The sequence below is a fragment of the Gordonia sp. 852002-50395_SCH5434458 genome, assembly GCF_001665905.1.
Taxonomy (GTDB): Bacteria; Actinomycetota; Actinomycetes; order Mycobacteriales; family Mycobacteriaceae; genus Gordonia; species Gordonia jacobaea.
Map to the genome: position 1 here is coordinate 1 of NZ_LZTC01000032.1, position 18,954 is coordinate 18,954.

General features: G+C 64.0%; 14 protein-coding genes. 3 read left to right on the forward strand and 11 right to left on the reverse strand.

Annotated elements, in window-relative coordinates:
• The 4 genes from A5785_RS06105 to A5785_RS06120 all read right to left on the reverse strand — a co-directional run.
• Positions 1-740 (reverse strand): FAD-dependent oxidoreductase (locus tag A5785_RS06105; protein WP_231895432.1); only part of this gene is annotated, 740 nt, incomplete at its 3' end.
• Positions 737-1,654: a DUF1295 domain-containing protein gene (locus tag A5785_RS06110; protein ID WP_064865185.1), complete on the reverse strand. Its 918-nt coding sequence runs from the start codon at positions 1,652-1,654 to the stop codon at positions 737-739. The genes A5785_RS06105 and A5785_RS06110, both read right to left, overlap by 4 nt.
• Positions 1,655-1,666: 12 nt before the next feature.
• Positions 1,667-2,935: an esterase/lipase family protein gene (locus tag A5785_RS06115; protein WP_231895433.1), complete on the reverse strand. Its 1,269-nt coding sequence runs from the start codon at positions 2,933-2,935 to the stop codon at positions 1,667-1,669.
• Positions 2,936-3,011: 76 nt separating this feature from the next.
• Positions 3,012-4,082 carry a hypothetical protein gene (locus A5785_RS06120; RefSeq protein WP_064865191.1) on the reverse strand — a complete coding sequence of 357 codons (1,071 nt, stop codon included), beginning with the start codon at positions 4,080-4,082 and terminating at the stop codon, positions 3,012-3,014.
• Between the two features lie 87 nt (positions 4,083-4,169).
• On the opposite strand from A5785_RS06120, the gene A5785_RS06125 reads away from it, so the two are divergent.
• Positions 4,170-4,790, forward strand: coding sequence for a TetR/AcrR family transcriptional regulator (locus A5785_RS06125; protein WP_231895434.1), 621 nt, complete (start codon positions 4,170-4,172; stop codon positions 4,788-4,790).
• Between the two features lie 71 nt (positions 4,791-4,861).
• A complete protein-coding gene (locus A5785_RS06130; RefSeq protein WP_064865195.1) occupies positions 4,862-7,228 on the forward strand; it encodes an ATP-binding cassette domain-containing protein in 2,367 nt (788 codons plus the stop codon).
• A gap of 67 nt (positions 7,229-7,295) precedes the next feature.
• Here A5785_RS06130 and A5785_RS06135 read toward each other — a convergent pair whose 3' ends face one another.
• The 3 genes from A5785_RS06135 to A5785_RS06145 are packed head-to-tail and all read right to left on the reverse strand — an operon-like array spanning position 7,296 to position 12,890.
• Positions 7,296-9,899, reverse strand: a complete 2,604-nt coding sequence (locus A5785_RS06135; protein ID WP_064865199.1) for a LuxR C-terminal-related transcriptional regulator — start codon at positions 9,897-9,899, stop codon at positions 7,296-7,298.
• A 60-nt stretch (positions 9,900-9,959) separates the two neighbouring features.
• Positions 9,960-11,066 carry a catalase family protein gene (locus A5785_RS06140; protein WP_064865203.1) on the reverse strand — a complete coding sequence of 369 codons (1,107 nt, stop codon included), beginning with the start codon at positions 11,064-11,066 and terminating at the stop codon, positions 9,960-9,962.
• Between the two features lie 21 nt (positions 11,067-11,087).
• Positions 11,088-12,890: a peroxidase family protein gene (locus A5785_RS06145; protein WP_064865206.1), complete on the reverse strand. Its 1,803-nt coding sequence runs from the start codon at positions 12,888-12,890 to the stop codon at positions 11,088-11,090.
• 251 nt (positions 12,891-13,141) lie between these two features.
• Between A5785_RS06145 and A5785_RS06150 the strand changes: the two genes are divergently transcribed.
• Complete coding sequence (locus tag A5785_RS06150) at positions 13,142-13,885, forward strand: hypothetical protein (RefSeq protein ID WP_064865209.1); 744 nt, start codon at positions 13,142-13,144, stop codon at positions 13,883-13,885.
• A 4-nt stretch (positions 13,886-13,889) separates the two neighbouring features.
• On the opposite strand, the gene A5785_RS06155 is transcribed toward A5785_RS06150, so the two are convergent.
• From A5785_RS06155 to A5785_RS06170, 4 genes are all read right to left on the reverse strand, one after another.
• Positions 13,890-14,426, reverse strand: a complete 537-nt coding sequence (locus tag A5785_RS06155; RefSeq protein ID WP_064865242.1) for an FKBP-type peptidyl-prolyl cis-trans isomerase — start codon at positions 14,424-14,426, stop codon at positions 13,890-13,892.
• A 111-nt stretch (positions 14,427-14,537) separates the two neighbouring features.
• Positions 14,538-16,040 carry an alkaline phosphatase gene (phoA, locus tag A5785_RS06160; protein WP_082946535.1) on the reverse strand — a complete coding sequence of 501 codons (1,503 nt, stop codon included), beginning with the start codon at positions 16,038-16,040 and terminating at the stop codon, positions 14,538-14,540.
• Positions 16,041-16,166: 126 nt separating this feature from the next.
• Positions 16,167-16,520, reverse strand: coding sequence for a VOC family protein (locus A5785_RS06165; protein ID WP_064865218.1), 354 nt, complete (start codon positions 16,518-16,520; stop codon positions 16,167-16,169).
• A gap of 180 nt (positions 16,521-16,700) precedes the next feature.
• Positions 16,701-18,938: an NADP-dependent isocitrate dehydrogenase gene (locus tag A5785_RS06170; protein ID WP_064865222.1), complete on the reverse strand. Its 2,238-nt coding sequence runs from the start codon at positions 18,936-18,938 to the stop codon at positions 16,701-16,703.
• Positions 18,939-18,954 lie beyond the last annotated feature (16 nt).

Consider the following 18,954-nt stretch of genomic DNA (forward strand, 5'->3'; position numbering starts at 1 on the left):
TCCACTGCACCCGCGCCCAGCGGGCCAACAACCAGCAATTCCACTGCTGAGCAGTGCCCGGCTAACTTCGAAGAGCCGGTATCGGGTGGTAGCACCGCCCGATGTCCGCCGTATCGGTCGACGCCCAACGACTCCAGTCGTCGGGAGACCTTCCGGCGTGTGCGGTCGTGGTGTCGGGGGAGTGGTAGATCGCCGGAATGGTAGAGCGCGACACGCTTCTCCGGCCAGCGTCGACGCAGTTGGGCGGCCGAACTGCACGCCGCTGCTCCGCCGCCGACGACCGCGATCGACTGCGCGTTCGCCAGGCGGCCGTGCACGTTGTGCAGCGCGGTGTCGACGTCGTCGCTGTCTTCGAGCACCGGCTGGCGCCAGAATCCGTTGGCGACACCCGTCGCGATGACGAGCGCGTCGTAGGTGATCTCTTCGACCGCACCAGGTGGTGTGCGCAGTCGAAGCGTTCGCCGGTCGGGGTCCAGATCGAGGATCTGCCCGTGGCGGATGTCAACGGCATCGAGTCGACGCATCCGCTCGAACTCGACACGGTAATCGCGCGCCCACCGGTCCGGGTAGGCGATCCGCAGTCCTACCTCCTGCCCGCTGACCAGTGCGGGTCGCAGCGAGACTCCGACGACGCTGCTATGGCGCGCGAGGTGCGTCGCAGTGAGCACACCGGAATCGCCCATGCCTGCGACCACGACGCGCCGAGTTGTCCGGTTGTGGGCGAGTGGCGCTGAACTCACCCGGTTCGCCTCGTGCCGTGGCTGGTTCGGGAGCCTGACCGGGGCACCGGCAGAAACTTCGGCACACGCGCGATGACGTCGGCGTAGGCCGGGCGCCGTTCAAGACTGCGCTCTTCCATCATCGGAATGCTTGCCCCGAGGAACATGGCCAACATTGCGCCCGCACCGATCCACAACCACCACGCGTCCGCAGGCGCCGCGGCAATACCGAACAGCAGGATCGACACCCAGAACAAGAACTCGCCGAGGTAGTTCGGGTGCCGCGACCACGCCCAGAGGCCGATGTCGACGGTCTGACCGGGCTCACTCGACTGGCGGAACAGTCGCAACTGTCGGTCGGCGACCGATTCCAGGGCGATTGCTGCGAGTCCGACGACGAACGCGATGACGCTCAACCACATCAGCCCGGCGTCGGCCCGGGTGAGCGCGACGTACGCCGGGATCATCGCGAGAAAGACTTGCAGCGTGGGGATGAGGTGAATGGCGAAGAGGTCGGCGAGGAAGGAGAACTTCCCGGCACGTCCCCGCAGCAGCTCGTAACGCCAATCCTCGTGGACCAGCCCGGGAAACGACCTGACCCAGTTCGCCGTCAGCCGCACGGCCCAGACCACGAGAACGACGCCGAGGAGGGCGCAACGCCACTTCGCTTGGGAGCCACCATGTATGGCATCGCCCTCGAGCCACCAGTACAGGGCGAGAAATACCGGGATGACACTCCAGTAGGCGTCGTAGCAACTCGAATTTCCGACCGACCGGCTCACCACGAAGATGACGAGCGTGGCGAGTATGTCGGCAATGAGCGTGTCCGCCCACAGTTGTCCGACGCTAGGTCCCCATGTCAGCCACAGCAGCGCAACCGCCAGGGCAACGATGTACGCGGCGGTGATCACCACCAACGACGCTCGTCTCCCCATAGAGGGATGGTGTCAGGCGACGCTCCACTTCGCGGCGTTTTGGCCGTGACCGGGCGGCAGTGCGCGTCGGGGTCGCAGGTGCTCGAGAAGCCAACGGTAAACGGCGTCGTCGTTGAGCAGGGTGAAATGGTTGGCCCCACCCAGGTGCAGCCCGTGGTCGATATCGAATCCGACGCTGCGAGCACGACTTTCACCACGACCGCTGGGCGTCAGCACCAACCCGTCGCCGATCAGCCTGCCGAGGGGATGGCTGGGATCGCGCGTCAGCGATGCGGTGACGAACAGGTGCCGCGCGTGCGGTAGCAGAGGTATCGCGGCGGCGGGATTCTGCCGGAAGGCGTCCGGGTCCCGGCCACTCCAGTCGTCGTCGACAAGACTTCCGTGAAAGAGGTCGCGCACGCCTGCGCTGCGTCGTGCGAGGAGGTTCCCGAACGGGGCGGTGACCGAAACGGACCGCAGCGCCCCTGTTGCGAAATGCACGGTTCGAGCCAGCGGAGCTCCGAAGTGCGGCGTTCCGAGACCGACTGTCTCCGTGACCAATCCGCACCAATACGCGTTCTCGGTAGCAGCGCTGTGGCAGGCACTTCGGATTATCAACCCGCCCATCGAGTGCCCGACGAGGGTCAGTCGCGTCACGGGCACCGGCCACTGAAGTGTCAGATCGTTGAGTAGCACAGCGAGTTCGCGCCCGTTGTCGCTGATATGGCGGCCGGTGTTGAACCGCAGCCGCACCTCGGTCGCGTCGATGTCGGCAGCGAGCCGCTCACCGTAGGTCGGACGATTACCTCTGCGCCACGCAAACTCGGACTCCATGAGTCCGTGCAGAAATACGACGACGTGCCCCCTGGCCTCAGGAAAAGCCGCACGGAGCGCTTCGGCCTCGACCGCCACAGCCGCACCACCGACCCGGATCGACATCGGCTGCGCCAACGGCGAGCGCTGATCGGCGAGCGAGTCGCCGATCAGTCCGTCGAGAACGGCGACAACCTGTGCGCCGCGCGAGCCTTCCGAGGGAGAACGGCGCGGCTCGGGGAGCACGGCACCCACCTCAGAAATGGCATCCAGCACGGCGGAGACCGAATTGTAGGTCGTGCCAGCCACCGCGTCGTGAAGCAGATGAGCCGATCGACTCGACGACCCGCCGAGTCGATCGGTCACCGCGAACACACGATCGGTTACCGCGTGATGCACTTTCGCGACGCCGCGAATGGCGCCGGCGAGTTCACTGCACCCCAGCTGCGCCAGCGCCGCCAGCTCGTTCGGCGCGATGTTGTCGGTCACGACACACAGAGTACGACTGTTCACTCACTTCCGGGAGCTGTCTCCGCAACCGCGTCCCAGACCACGAATCGACTGACTACGCATCGACGGTCTCGCGATAGCCGAACTCGACGACATCCACATCCGCGACGTGCCGACGCCGCTCGCGCGCGAGTCCCAGGCCGTAGAGAACCAGACCTCCGAGGAGCCAGCAACCGAGCACGATGAGCGGGTGCGCGATGGCATTGCCGTTGAAGAACACCACGTCTCGCAGCAGCGATCCCGTTGCGCCCGGCGGCAAGAGCTGGCCGATCGCACCCCACGGGGTGGGTAGCAGTTCGGGGGCGCTCGAGAGTCCCGACAGTGGGTTCCCCAGGAGGATCAGTGCGATCGCCGCTATGACCAGGCCCGCGCCCCCGAGCGCTTCGCGAAGTCCGAGTACGGCAAAGCAGGTGGCCGCGATACCCAGCATGGCAGCCAGCGATGTCAGCCAGTAGTTCCCGTCGAACGTACCGACCAGGAACTGCAGAATCGCGATCAGCGCGAAGCCACCGACGACCGACACGCCCAGCGCCGCGATCATCCGACCACCCGCCGAGCTGATCACGAGCATGATCACCATCGCACTGATCCAGCCGCCGAGTGCCAGGGGGAGCGCACCGGCCGCCAATCCGGCACCGCGCGGGTCCTTCGACGGAAAGCTACGCACGTCGACGACGTGAGTCTGTGCGTGAGTGACGTCGGCGACCCGTTGTCCCATCGTCTCGATCATCGTTGCCACGGTGGGACTCGCCGCGCTGGCGACGAGCACGGTGAGGTCCGCTCCGGGCTTGACGAGCAACGCGCCGTAGATCGCGCGCGTCTCTATCGCGTCGCGCGCGGCCGCCTCGCCGGAGTACGCCGTGACATCGAACGAGTCGCCGGTCAGGCGATCGACCTGACTGACCACCTGCTCAGACCCGACGACTCCGATCGGGACGTGATGGGGCGCCGACCGCGCAGCCGGAAGCGCGAACATCGTGACCATCACCGACAACAGAACCGCGGTTCCGATGACGACGGCCAACACTTTCGCGGCCGGCGGTGGCCCCTTTTTCGCCGGGATGTTTGCCGGGATGTCTGTGCGGATCGTCGCACCAGACGTCGTCGTGGTCTCGTCGGCACTCATCGCGCCCTCCTTCAAATTAGATACGGTACGTTTCTTAGGAGAGTAGGACGATCGGATAAGATACGCAACGTATCGAAAGGATTGGGTGTGACCAGACGTCGCCGTGGCACAGAACTCGAAGCAGACATCCTCGAGGCCGTCCGAGCCGAGATCGCCGAACGCGGATACGCCGCGCTCACCTACGAGGGGGTCGCGGCCGCGGCCGGAACAAGCAAGACCGTCCTGTACCGACGCTGGGACACGAAGGTCGAGATGGCGATGGCAGCGATGGTCGACGTCGCCCGCGAGATTCTGACCGTCCCGGACACCGGATCGCTCGCAGGCGACCTACAGGCGATCCTTGCCCGAATGCGGGTGAGGCTGGCGGAGGTGGGCCCCCGGACGATCCGCTCGCTGCTCGCCGACCTGCCCGAGGGTTCTACCAATGCAGTCATCGGACTGATCACCAGCCACGTCGACGACGTGATGGCTCCTGTGCTCGAACGCGCTCGCGCACGTGGTGAACTCGGTCCGCACCCGCTTCCTCCCCGCGCCGCAACGCTGCCCTTCGATCTCGCCCGACACGAGATCTTCATCACCGGCGGCATGTCGGAGGAGACCATCGACGAGATCATCTCGGTGTGCGTCGTCCCGCTCTGGACGACCCTGACCATTACTTCCGAGTCCGATGCTTCCGGGACCAATACTCTCGAGTCCGATACTCCCTAGACCAATACGCACGAGACCAACACGCCCGAGACCGACCGCCACATCACGTCGTCGAGAGGGATGACCCACACATGAGTTCGTCAGCACCGCCGGCCGCCGATCGTCACGAAGAGATCCGCGTCGTCGGCGCGCGAGTCAACAATCTGAACGACGTGACCGTCGTCCTTCCCAAACGACGACTCACCGTCTTCACCGGCGTCTCCGGATCCGGCAAGAGTTCGCTCGTGTTCGGCACGGTGGCCGCAGAGTCGCAACGGCTGATCAACGAGACCTACAGCGCATTCGTTCAGGGATTCATGCCGTCGCTGAATCGGCCGGATGTCGACGTCCTCGACGGCTTGACGACGGCGATCATCGTCGACCAGGAGCGTCTCGGTACCGACCCGCGTTCGACTGTCGGAACGGCGACGGACGCGAACGCGATGCTCCGCATCCTCTTCAGCCGACTCGCGACGCCACATATCGGTTCGGCACAGGCGTACTCGTTCAATGTGGGGTCCGTCAGTGGCGGGGGTGCCGTCACGATGGAGAAGGCGGGCCGAAAGGTCAAGGAGCGGCGCACTTTCGAGGTCGTCGGAGGAATGTGCCCTCGGTGTGAGGGTAGGGGATCGATCTCGGATTTCGACCTGACCGCGCTGTACGACGCCTCCAAATCCATCAATGACGGCGCGATCACTGTCCCCGGCTACAGCATGGACGGATGGTACGGGCGCATCTTACGCGGCTGTGGCTTCTTCGATCCCGATACACCCATCGAGAAGTTCACCACCCGCCAACTCGACGCTCTGCTCTACAAGGAACCGACACGAATCAAGATCGACAGCATCAACGTCACCTACGAGGGCCTCATCACCAAGATCGGAAAGTCGTTCCTGGCCAAGGACAAAGACGCGCTTCAGCCCCACATCCGCGCGTTCGTCGACAGGGCGATCACCTTCTCGGTCTGTCCGGACTGCCAGGGGACACGACTGTCGGAGAAGGCACGCAGCTCGACGATCGGTGGCGTCAGCATCGCCGATGCGTGCGCGATGCAGATCACCGATCTCGCCGACTGGGTCGGCTCGCTGGACGAACCGACACTCGCGCCGCTGCTCGAATCCCTGCGCGCCACACTCGACTCATTCGTCGACATCGGTCTCGGATATCTCTCGCTCGATCGTCCGTCGGGAACGCTATCGGGTGGAGAAGCTCAGCGCACCAAGATGATTCGCCACCTCGGGTCGGCGCTGACCGACATCACCTACGTCTTCGACGAGCCGACGGTCGGGTTGCATCCACACGACATCGACCGCATGAATCGGCTTCTCCTGCAACTGCGGGACAAGGGCAACACGGTGTTGGTGGTCGAACACAAACCCGAGGTCATCGCCATCGCCGACCACGTCGTCGACCTCGGACCACGCGCGGGTACCGGCGGGGGCAACGTCGTCTACGAAGGCTCGGTGGACGGCCTGCGCGCAAGCGACACACTGACCGGACGCCACCTCGACGACCGCGCCACCCTGAAGACGCAGGTGCGGAAACCCAACGGAGCGTTGGAGATTCGCGGAGCGAGTTCGCATAACCTGAAGGATGTCGACGTCGACTTCCCGCTCGGCGTCCTGTGTGTGGTCACGGGCGTTGCCGGCTCCGGGAAGAGTTCTCTTGTCGACGGATCGCTGTCGGGCCGCGACGACGTGATCACCGTCGATCAATCCGCGATCAAGGGTTCGCGGCGTAGCAGCCCGGCCACGTACACGGGCCTTCTCGAGCCGATCCGGAAGGCTTTCGCGAAGGCGAACGGTGTGAAACCTGCTCTGTTCAGCGCCAATTCCGAGGGTGCGTGTCCGAACTGCAAGGGAGCGGGTGTCATCTACACCGATCTCGCGATCATGGCCGGGGTCGCCGTCACGTGCGAGGTGTGCGAGGGTAAGCGATTCCAACCAGAAGTCCTCGACTACTTGTTCGGCGGACGGGACATCTCCGAGGTCCTCCACATGTCAGTCGATGCGGCACTCGAGTTCTTCTCCGCAGGTGAGTCGAAAGTCGCTGCAGCGCAGAAGATCCTGGAGCGGCTCGCCGCCGTCGGACTCGGCTACCTGACGATAGGGCAACCGCTCACGACGCTCTCCGGCGGAGAACGACAACGGCTCAAACTCGCGACGCACCTCGGCGACAAGGGCGGGATCTTCGTTCTGGACGAGCCGACGTCGGGCCTGCATCTTGCCGACGTCGAGCAACTCCTCGGACTACTCGACAGCCTTGTCGACGGTGGCAGATCGGTGATCGTGATCGAGCATCACCAGGCGGTGATGGCGCATGCTGATTGGATCGTCGACCTCGGTCCCGGCGCCGGTCACGACGGTGGGCGAGTGGTGTTCGAGGGCACCCCGGCCGATCTCGTCTCAGCAGGTTCGACACTGACCGCACAGCATCTCGCCGACTATGTGAAGAACTGAACCCACACGAGCACGGCGATTCGAAGTCTCAGCATCTCAGCCGCCCCGCACTTACCCGCCCTGTAACTCACCCGACCGGGGCGTCGTTGACGACCCCCGCCAACGAGTCGCGGTCGGCGACGTCGAGCTTGATGCAGGCGCGGTAGATGTGGCCCTCGACGGTCCGGACCGAGACGGTCAGGCGTTCAGCGATTTCGCGATTGGTCAGACCGCGACCGATGAGAACCGCGATCTCGCGCTCCCTGGAGGTGATCGGAAGCGGTCGCGCTGTCGCCCGGATCGCGGGCGTTGTCGCTCCATCGCACGCTTTCGACAACGCGAGGACTCTGGCTGAGCAGGCCGTGGCGTCTCCGCGTCTTTTCGCACGGTCGTACAACTGTGCCGCCTGTGCCGCAGCGTCGGCGGCCGACAGCAGTAGTCCAGCATCCTCGAAATCATGTGAGGCCGCCGCCAGTTCGTCTGGATCGCCCGCAGCGAGGGCCGCTGCATGCCGTGCGTAGACGTGGCCCAGGTCTCCCTGGATGAGTGTCGCGAGCTCCGCGAGACGCGGGGCCGTGGTCTTGTCGCCGAAGCGGGTCGCGTGGTGAAGGGACTCGGCCTCGAGTGCGAGTTGGCCGGAGTCGTGCGCGATCGCGGCCGCGTCATGCGCGTGGTCGATCGCCGCGCGTTCGGCGCCCTGCGCCGCAGAGATCCAGGCTTGCGCGAGCACCCTCTGCGAGTCGTGGATCGCCAGGTGCGGACCGCGGTGCTCATCTGCGTCCCGGAGTACCCGTTCGGCTTCGTCGACGTCGTTGAGCGCCGCGTACGCCCGTACCAGAATCAACCGGCCGGGCAGGCGCCACGGGAGTGGCTGTTTGGCGTTGAGAGCGGCCAGTGCCTGTTCGAACTCGCTGATCGCCTCACGAAACGAGCCGCTGTACGTCGCCGCAACACCTGCCGCGATCTTGGCGATCGCCCATCCGAGGAACTGACCCGAGGAGGAGAACTGCGTGTACTCGGTGGCGCGGTTTCGAGCCTCCTTGAGGTCGCCGACCATCGTGAGCGCCAGGACGTCGCAGTAACGCACCATGACGCTGATCATCCCGTCCGTCGCCTTCTTCTTCGCACGGGTGCGCTCGGCGTAGGGGGCATAGTCACGTCCGCGCCCGGCGATCGACATGGCAAGCCCCGCACCGAAGGCTGCGAAGTCGATGGCCTGCGAGGGTGCGTTGGAACTCTCGAGAACGTGCTCGGCGAGCGCGATTCCCTCGTCGATCCGGTTCTCGTGGACGGCCATCGCGGCGGCAACCGCGTCGACGACGAGTCGTAACGTCGGATGCTCGACCTTCTCGTTGAGCAGTTCGAGCATGCGGTGACTTTCGTCGACGTCGCCGAGCATCCAGAAGATCAGGCTCATGCGCGATACCGCCCACACCACGAGCTCGAACTCGTTGAACGACTCGGGGTCGAACTCGGTGAAGACGCCATCGGCTTCGACGACCCGCCCCTGCCACATGATCGCGCGGGACAGCAGCTCTCCGGCGGTCAGACTGCCGTCGTGCTCGTAGGCGACGCGGGCCAGACGCTCGCCGAGCGGGAGATTCGCCAGGAAGATCGCATCTTTCGCCGCCGCGATCAGCAGGCTCGTGTCGACGTCGCAGTGTGCGTCGACGCTCAACTGTGCGAGCCGGATGCGCTCGGCAGCGGTATCGGTTGCGTGGTCGCGCAACGCGTCGACGAGTTCGGCGCGCAGTCGTCGAGCCGCAATGGTGCTGATACGTCGGCGAACCACGTCACCGTAGAGCGGGTGGGCGAACCGGACATTGGTCGTGTTGCCGTCGCGAGTGGTCTTGATCAGCCCGATGGTCTCGGCGTCGTCGACAGGTTCCTCGCCGACCAGCCCAATCAGGAGGTCGATGTCGATGGGCTCGTACAGCGACAGCACCTTGAGCGCATCGACAACTTGCGGCCCCGCACGGTCGAGACGGTCGTCGAGCAATGCCACCAGGCCGGAGGGAACAGCCGTCGGGCCTCGCAGTTGCCAGACGCCCGACACCTCCGACAACGCATCGGATTCGATAGCGCCCTCGATCATGTTCCGCAGGAACAGCGGATTTCCGCCGGACGAGTGCCAGATGACGTCGGCGCTCAACCCCTCCAACGAGCCGCCGAGGACATGTTCGACCAGTTCAGCGCACTGCTCTTTGGTGAGGTTCTGCAGTTCGAGTCGGTGGAGGTAGCCGTCCTTCCACAGCGAGGTCACCGCATCAGGCACCGGTTCTCCTGTGCGCACCGTCGCGATGATGCGGGCGCTGCGATCAATCGCGATCTGGTGCAGCAGCGTCGCCGAGAGCTGATCGAGCATGTGAGCGTCGTCGATTCCGATGACCGTCCCCGGCTCCGCGACGAGCGTCTCGCGCGCCGAGACCAGCGCCGCGATCGGGTCGCGTGACGCGGTGGGAGCAACCCACGGCGCGAAGGCGCCCAGGGGGATGGCGCGCGACGACTCCGTACACGCCGCCCATCGGACAGACCTACCGAGAGAATCGGTGACCATCCGGGCGAGCGTGGTCTTGCCGACACCCGCGGGCCCGACCACCACCACTCCACAGCGATCCCCAGATCGCAAGAGCGCGGAGCGGATGAACTGTTGCTCGGCGGGCCGGCCGAGGAGTTGCCAGCGCCCTTCCATGGTTGAGCAGTATAGGGCGAATTGCCAGAAATTGAGTCGTGAAGGTTCGAGTAGGGAAACTCACTCGGGGAGGTCGGCCTCACTCGTCGGCTCGCACATCGGAGCATTGTTCTTCTGATGTCGGAATCGACTCGACGCGTCGTACACGTCGCGTTTAAGGCGATTAATGGATCCGAGCGGGGTATGCGCCTTCAGTCCGCGCCAGGAATTGAACGAGAGGACGTCGTCACCGTATGCGCGTCGCGCAGGCGTGTAGGGGTCCTGAGTCAGAAATCTGATCGTCGCAACGGTTCGATGCGGCGACTCTTCTTCTGACCACGGTTGCGTGGCATCGTCAATCGGCATTCGGTCGATATTCGTACACAGTTGCACGCGCAGTTCGTAGTCAGCCGTGTGCGAGCCGAAGAAATCGACCGTCATGTCCTGAAGCGCGTTCACGCCGCGATAGTCAGGCGTCGGCTGGCCTGCCAGCGCACACACCTCGGCGGACGAGGGCGCGTACAGCATTTTCGCGACATGTTTTCCGTAGCGCAGCGGAGCCGACGTATAGAAGGTGTCACCAAGAATGTGCGTGTTCTCCTTGATGAAAACCCGCAGGGTCTCCGGAAGCGGACGCCCGATCTTGGTCAGAATCCGGGAGTCGAGCGTCGCCAACAACCGCTCGGCTACTGAGAGGACGGGATCGGAGACACGGGCGAGCAGCACCGCGGTCGGCATACCCTTGGTGAGATATTCTTTCGCATTCGCGAACAAGAACTCTCGATGGGTCACCATGATGAAGTCCTGGGTGACCGCGGTGTCGTCGGGTAATGCGCGCTCGGCGGTCGGATCGACGCCGATGACCTTGATCCCGAGCCCACGGACGCCTCTCATCTGGTCGGTACGGATGGCTCCCGACGTGCTCGACAGGCGAGCGATGATTGGGTATGTCCGTGGTTCCGCGAACAATCCCTGGGCGAGCTCTTCTGGCAGATCGGCGTGAACCTCGAGTTGACCGCGTAGTACGGCGTGGGTCTTGGCGTGGGCGTCCCGGACGCCGCGCTTGTACTTGGCATAGGCGTGCTCGTTGTTCGTGTGCAGGATCTGCACCATCTTTGCCACCACCTCCGCCTCGCCAGGCGGAGTGTTCTCCATCTCTGGCTCCCACAACACGTATTCACGACTCATTGTCAGAGTCCTTTCGGCGCATCAGGTCGAGGGCCACGGTGCGAATGGGTTGGTGGCCTTTGTGAGCACCGGGGTGAGCGTGGGGAAGTGGCGGAGCAGAACCGTGCGCATCGTGTTGTCGCGGATCCACGCCATCCCCGCTTCCGTGTAGACGTCTGGGGTGAAGTCTGTCGTCAGGAATCGATCAGCGGCGATCCTGCGTGATGCCATCAAGATGAAGACGCGAAAAGCGGTGTCGGAGAATCCGAAGCCTCGAGGTTTGCGTTCCGCGTAGAGACCGATCATCAGATCGACGTCGTCGATGTCGGGGTAGATCCGCTCGAGTTGCTTCGCCCACTCCGCATTGTCCGTCAGATCGCTGAAGCTCTTCGCGGGCCGGAGTCGGAAATGTCGCCGGAACTCGTTGTAGCGGGGGACTCCCCGTTCTCTGCTGCGCAGGACATCGACGGTGGCGAGGTCGATCGACTCGCCGGTCGGCCGCGGGAGGTCACGGAGAGCGGCCGGAAAGTTGTGCAGGGTCAACGCCCCGGGAAAGGCCCTACCGAACGAATACAGCAGATCCTCCATCGACCAATCGGCCATTCGCTCATGCACGTGGTCGGCGAGAAGCTCGTCGAGCTGGTAGGCGCGGTGGGTCTGACCGGTGGCGAGACTGCGCACATCGAGCTGGTCGGGTAACAGCGGATGCATGCGGTAGACCGCGACGAACTCTTCGGTCAACGAGAAGGGCACCCCGTCGAGATCGGTTCTGCCACCGGGGATTCCGAAGAGGATCTCGTTGTCGACGAGTCGACCTAACTTCGTGGTGAAGTTCTCACCGAGTAGTCCGTTCCAATTCGCATGCATGCCCGTCACGGTTGTGGGGTGCGCGATGATCGCAGGCGTCCAGTCGACGGTGTGTATCTTGGCCATCAACGCCGAGTTGACCAGTCGCGCAACGTTGTACAGCCGCTCTTGATCTTTCTCGAGGTCGGGGTATGCGACCGTCAGTCGTCGACATATCGCATTGTGTTCCCTCAGGAACAACGACTGCATCAGCGCGAGTCCCAGCCACGAATTCGCCTTGGGTCCGTTCGCATCCAGTAATTGCTCGGCCGCCAGGGTGGGGAGGCCGTCCTCGGCGAGTTCGATGGTGGCAAGCAGATTGCCCTCGTCATCGTGGTCGCGGATCGCGACCGCGTACTCCTCCGTGTCGCCGTAGATCTGCGACGCGTCCCACCAATGGGTGTCTCGGTTCGCGTATGTCGGCGGCACGTCGGCCGGACCGTCGAGGGCGGGCGTGCGCGGAACTCGCATCGGCCGGGAGTGTGGCCACTGGTCGTCGGCGTCGATATCGATGAGCCACGGCTCCGAATCGGGTGGGGTGAGATGACTCACCCAATCGTGGACCTGGAACTGGATCCACGCTGCCGCAAGCAGATTGAGAGTGTCTGCGGGCTGGAATTCGGTGCGCGCGAGCAGCTTCTCACTGACCTCACGCGGGCTCGGTTCACGAAACCTCGCCCCACGCTCGGGCCAGGTCGCCTCCAGTGGCACGTTGCGTCCGAAACGGGTACCGACAGATCCCATGTCGGGTTGTGTGAGGTTGTCGAAACGTCCGTCGATCGTGCGCTTGCGGTGGTCGGACGCCTTCAACGGCGGATCAAGCGGCGGGACGGGATCGGGGTCGGTGTCGACGAGGTTCAGCGCGCGCAGCTGGCTGCGGATGCCGACCAGCACGGCCAACGCCAGTGGTTTGGGCAAATGCGACCAACCGACCACCCTGTCGACGGTCTCCGCGGTCACAGCCAAGACCCGCTCAACGGTACTTCTCTGATCGACCACCGATTCCTCTTCCGTACCCGTGCGGACTGCCTGGGAAGATCGTGACGCGATCAGTATCCCTGACGCCCGCCCTGTGGTGCATGCGTACCGCGCTACCTCAGTACGCACACGTTGATTTCGAGTACCCAGGTACTCGTGCAGCCCGCGGATCTTTCACGAAGGCTGAAAGTCCAGTCGGTGCACGCATCCGGCGAAGGTCCAATCGGCACGATCGACGATGTCGTGCACAACGGGAGAGTGGCAGGTGATTTGTGATCGTCCCGATCGGCATCACGTTCAATATCGAGACGGAACTCGACGACGCGGCCTCGGCACTCGGTCGTCGTGTCGCCGATACGCAGCACAGACAGTTCTGGTTCGCAGAGTCACGCGATGCGTCGGTCGACGCCCCGACCCCCCTGTACGACAGCAGAGTCGCGATCAGGATGCGGACGGGCGTCTTCGACGACCTCACGGTCACCATGCATCCGGAGTGCAGCGATCGGCTCACCGGTGATTGGGCCGGTCCGTTCGATCATGACCAGTTCGAATACCGGATCTCCGATCAATGGTGCGGTAGCAAACGCACACTCAGAGCATCGGCGTGTGCCCGTCATCCCGCCGGCAGTATGTCTGCGGCGATCAACGACGGCGCCGACCCGACCCATCTCCTCGACACGGCGCAGCGTCGGTTTCTGGTTGCGTGCGCGTCGTCGGGGACACCGATCGATCACCTCGTGATCCGTGGGCCGATCACCTCGCAGGTCTGGGACACCTCGATTCGCGACGTCCGACACGTTCGGGTGGAGAGGTGGTTGTCCGACGACCTCGACGTCGTCGGTGTCTCCACGTACATCGATGTCCGCCCGGGAGAATCGTCGCACGACGTCGCAGCGCGAGCAGTGGCCGTCGCGGACGATCTTCGCGACGGCCTTCGGGATCTGGGTTGTCAGGCAAGCCCGTTGACCAGCAAAACCGCGCTCGCGCTCCGCGTGCTCGCGGGCGCGACCGCGTGACTCCTCACCCGTCGATCGAGACGATCGTCAGCTCGAAGACCAGAGTGTCACCCTTGTTGATGCCCGCGGCAGGATTGCCATTCGGGTATCCGTCCTCGGGACTCATCGCAACCGCGACCGACGAACCCACCTTCTGCCCTGCGATCGCCTTCTTGAATCCGACGACGACCCTGTCAAGGGGGAACTGTGCGGGCGTACCCCCTGAGTAGGTGCTGTCGAACTGGTTACCGTCACGACCGTCGACGCCGACGTAACAGACGCTGACGGTCGCCGTGTCGGGGACGACCTCGCCGCTGCCCTCCCGCAGGGTGTGAACCTGCGTCTGGTCGACCGCGAACGGAGTGGTCACCGTGACTGCCGGTGCCGTCGTCGAGGTCGAGGCGACGACGTCGACACTTCCCGTCGTGCCACGAAGGGTCCAGTCCGGCTTGGCATCCGCGGCTGGCGCCGCTGACGGACACGACGGCGTCGACGTGGACGAGGTCGACGTCGACGCCGCCGAGTCCGAACCGGAATCGGAGCCGCACGCGGCGAGTCCGATCGTCAACGAGGCAGCGGCTACGGGCAGCAGGACACGGCGGATGTTCACGGCCGTCACGCTACCGAACGGCCGACCCCTGACCGTGAGCCGCACCCGACCACACCGTCGACGTCACGAACCCTGGAGTCCGAGTGCGCGGGAGATGGTGAAGAACAGGTCGGTCTGATCGGTCAAGCCGACGACGTTCGCCGCGCTCGGACCGTACGCGGCGATCCGCAACTGCGTGCCCGTGTGGCCCTGATCCATCGCGTCCAGGTTGTCCGACGTCCCGTACGACACCGTGAGCGGCTGGCCGTCTTTGGTGGTCAGCACACGGGTCAGTCCCGGGTAGACGGCGTCCTTCTCCACCTGTACGGGCAGTTTCGCGTCGTCGGCGGCCTTCTGTACGTCGTCGGCAGTCATCGACTCGACGATCTGGCTGCTGTGCGCGTGATCGGCGGTCACGATGACCAGCGTGTCGCGGTTGTCCTTGGCGTAGTCGAGCGCCACCTTCGTGGCCTCGTCGAGATCAACGGTCTCGCCGATCTGACCGCACGGGTTTGCGGCGTGATCCTGCTTGTCGATCGACGCGCCCTCGACCTGCAGGAAGAAACCCTTGTCGTTGCCCTTCAGGAGGTCGATGGACTTCTTCGTCATGTCGGCGAGCTTCGGAGTGGATGCGCCACGTTCAGGGTTGTCGGTGCACGTCGCGGCTGGTTCGAGGTAGCCTCCCTTGGTCGCGACAGGTCCGTTCCAGCGGACAGGCATGTTGCCGTCGGCGAAGAGTCCGAGGACGGGGGAGTCCTGGTTGGCCGTCGTCACCCCGTTGAGTTCGTCGGCGCTGCGCACCACCCGGTAGCCCCGGTCTTTCGCCTGGACCTCTAGTGTCTTGCCCTGGTATTCGCCTGCGGTGGCGGTTTGCTGGAACGACTTGGCGCCACCACCGAGCACGACGTCGGGTCGCGTTCCCAGCAACTGCTCGGTGATCGACCCCTTGCCACCCTTCTCCAAGGCGTCGGTCGGACACTTCTCGGATGTCTCCTCAGGTCCGTAGCATTTGCGATTGGTGACGTGCGCGACCTGCACCGCGGGTGTGGCGTCCTGGATCTCAGCGGTGGTGACATCACCGGTCGCCTTGCCTGACTTCTTCGCCAGTTCGAGCAGCGTCTGCTGAGATCGGCCCTCGATATCGACCGAGATCGCGCCGTTGTAGGTCTTCGTGCCCGTCGACCAGGCCGAACCGCTCGCCGCCGAATCGGTGACGTAGGTGGGCTTTCCGTCCTTGTCGAGCGAGTAATGCGTGTACTGACCCGTCAGCGGCAAGGCATCGATACCACTGAAGGCGCCACCCGCGCCCTGCGCGTAATCGCGGGCGACGGTGATCTCGGAATCTCCCATGCCGTCGCCGATCAGCAGGATGACGTTCTTCGCCCCCGAGTTGCGAATGGAGTCCGCGATGAGCGAACTGCGGTCATCGCCGGCCCTAGTCGCCCCGCCATGTTCTGAAAGTTTGCCCTTGGCAACAGGATTCAACAGCGGTCCGGCCGCATCGTTGTCGCCGTCACCGCCGCACGCCGCCATCACTGTCGTCGCGCACACCAGAGCTGTGACCGCCATGTACCGATGTCGTCGCATCCGCATTCTCCCCGTATCCGTCGTTTCACTGAACTCGGACATGGTCGTTGCGATATGTGAACAATAGTTATCGTGGGGTCGACGCTCGTGCGGCCACCCGACCACGACTCGGGTGGCCGCGCTGCCTCAGCGCTTGAGCGGGCTGTAGAAGACCAGTCCGTTGCCCTTGTTGTCGTAAACGACTGCGCGACGCTCGTGCGCGTCGTCGTACGGGCCCTTGATGATGGCGCCACCGCTTTCCTCGACAGCTTTCGCGTCACTGTCGACGTCATCGGTCTTGATGCCGACCACCACCTTGCCCGGTATCGGATGGTCGACGTCTGTGGCGAGCGCGAGCGTCAACGATCCGCCGTCGAGCGCGGCGAAATGCGCTCCATCACGAAACTTGAGCGCCATGCCCAAGGTCTCGCTGTAGAACTTGATGGAATCGTCGAGATCATCGGTCGACAGAACGATCATGCGGACTTCGTGGTCACTCACGTGGGCCTCCTTTGGCCGAATCCAGCTTGCTCAGCGTGAACCCCAACCCCGGAATTCACGCTAGTGCACCCGACAGCCCGACGAATGGGACTTTCGGTCCGCGCACACGCGAAGCCCGCACAGACGAAAGGCTCCCGACCTGTGTCAGATCGGGAGCCAGTGTCGTCGTCGTACCGCGCGTCAGCCGCGAACGGAGTCGAGCGCCTCGTTGAACGTCGCGCTCGGCCGCATGACCGCAGCCAACTTGTCCGAATCCGGGGCGTAGTAACCGCCGATGTCGACGGCCTCGCCCTGCGCCTTGTTCAGCTCGGCAACGATCGCATCCTCGTTCTCGGCGAGTGTCTTCGCGAGCGGCGCGAAATGCTCGGCCAACTCCTCGTCGTCGGTCTGCTCGGCCAACGCTTCTGCCCAGTACATCGCGAGATAGAACTGGCTGCCCCGGTTGTCGAGCTCGCCGGTGTTGCGCGACGGTCCCTTGTTGTTCTCCAACAGCCGACCCGTTGCGGCGTCGAGCGTCTTGGCCAGCACCTCGGCCTTGGGGTTGTCGTTCTTCTTGCCGAGGTCCTCAAGACTGACCGCGAGGGCGAGGAACTCGCCGAGTGAATCCCACCGGAGGTGGTTCTCCTCGAGGAGCTGCTTGACGTGCTTGGGAGCCGAACCTCCCGCACCGGTCTCGTACAGGCCTCCGCCTGCCATCAGCGGGACGATCGACAGCATCTTCGCGCTGGTCCCGAGTTCGAGGATCGGGAACAGATCGGTCAGATAATCACGCAGGATGTTGCCGGTTGCCGAGATCGTGTCGAGGCCGCGGATCAGGCGTTCCATCGTGTAACGAATGGCACGAACCTGCGACATGATCTGGATGTCGAGGCCCTCGGTGTCGTGATCCTTCAGGTAGGTATTGACCTTCTTGATCAGCTCGTTTTCGTGCGGGCGGTAGGGATCGAGCCAGAAGACCACCGGCATTCCCGACTCACGCGCACGTGTCACGGCGAGCTTCACCCAGTCACGGATCGGAGCGTCGCGCACGATGCACATACGCCAGATGTCGCCCTCTTCGACGTCCTGCGCCAGCAGGATCTCACCGGTCTCGAGGTCGACGAAGTTCGCGACACCGTCCGCCGGGATCTCGAAGGTCTTGTCGTGCGAGCCGTATTCCTCGGCCTTCTGCGCCATGAGTCCGACGTTGGGCACCGTGCCCATCGTCGTGGGGTCGAACTGTCCGTTGGTCTTACAGAAGTTGACCATCTCTTGGTAGATCCGCGAGAACGTCGACTCCGGGTTGACAGCCTTGGTGTCCTTCGGCCGACCGTCGGCGCCGTACATCTTGCCGCCTGCGCGGATCATCGCAGGCATCGACGCGTCGACGATGACGTCACTGGGGGAGTGGAAGTTCGAGATGCCGCGTGCTGAGTCGACCATCGCCAGCTCGGGCCGATGCTCGTGACACTTGTGCAGGTCGTCGATGATCTCTTCCTTCTTCGACGCCGGCAACGACTCGATCTTCGCGTAGAGATCAGACAGGCCATTGTTCACGTTGACACCGAGCTCGTCGAACAGATCGCCGTGCTTGGCGAACGCTTCCTTGTAGAAGGTGCGCACCGCGTGTCCGAAGACGATCGGGTGGCTGACCCGCATCATCGTCGCCTTCACGTGCAGCGAGAACATGACACCCGTCTTGTAGGCGTCCTCCATCTCGTTCTCGTAGAACTCGATCAACGCCTTCTTGCTCATGTACATGCTGTCGATGACGTCACCGTCGAGGAGTTTGACCTCCGGCTTCAGCACGATCGTCTCGCCGCCGTCGGTGACGAGTTCCATCTTGACCTTGCGGTCGCCCTGCACGGTGATCGACTTCTCGCCGTGGTAGAAATCGCCCTCCCGCATGTGTGCGACGTGGGTACGCGATGCCATCGACCAGTCGCCCATCGAATGGGGGTGCTTCTGTGCGTACTCCTTGACGGCCCTGGGCGCACGGCGATCCGAATTACCTTCACGCAGAACAGGATTCACGGCGCTACCGAGACACTTGGTGTAGCGGTCGCGAATCTCCTTCTCCTCTTCGGTCTTCGGGTTGCCGGGATAATCGGGGATGTTGTACCCCTTGTCCTGCAACTCCTTGATCGCTGTGAGCAACTGCGGCACCGAGGCGCTGATGTTGGGGAGCTTGATGATGTTGGTGTCGGGTTCCTGGGTCAGGCGCCCGAGCTCACCCAGGTGATCGCCGACCTTCTGCTCGTCGGTCAGATAATCGGGGAATTCGGAAAGGATGCGCGACGCAACGGAGATGTCGGACGTCTCGACGTTGATGTCGGCGGCATCGGCGAACGCCCGGATGACGGGCAGAAAGGCGTAGGTCGCCAACATCGGCGCCTCGTCGGTCAGGGTGTAGATGATGGTCGGTTGCTTGTCGCTCATAACCTGCCTTCGCTCT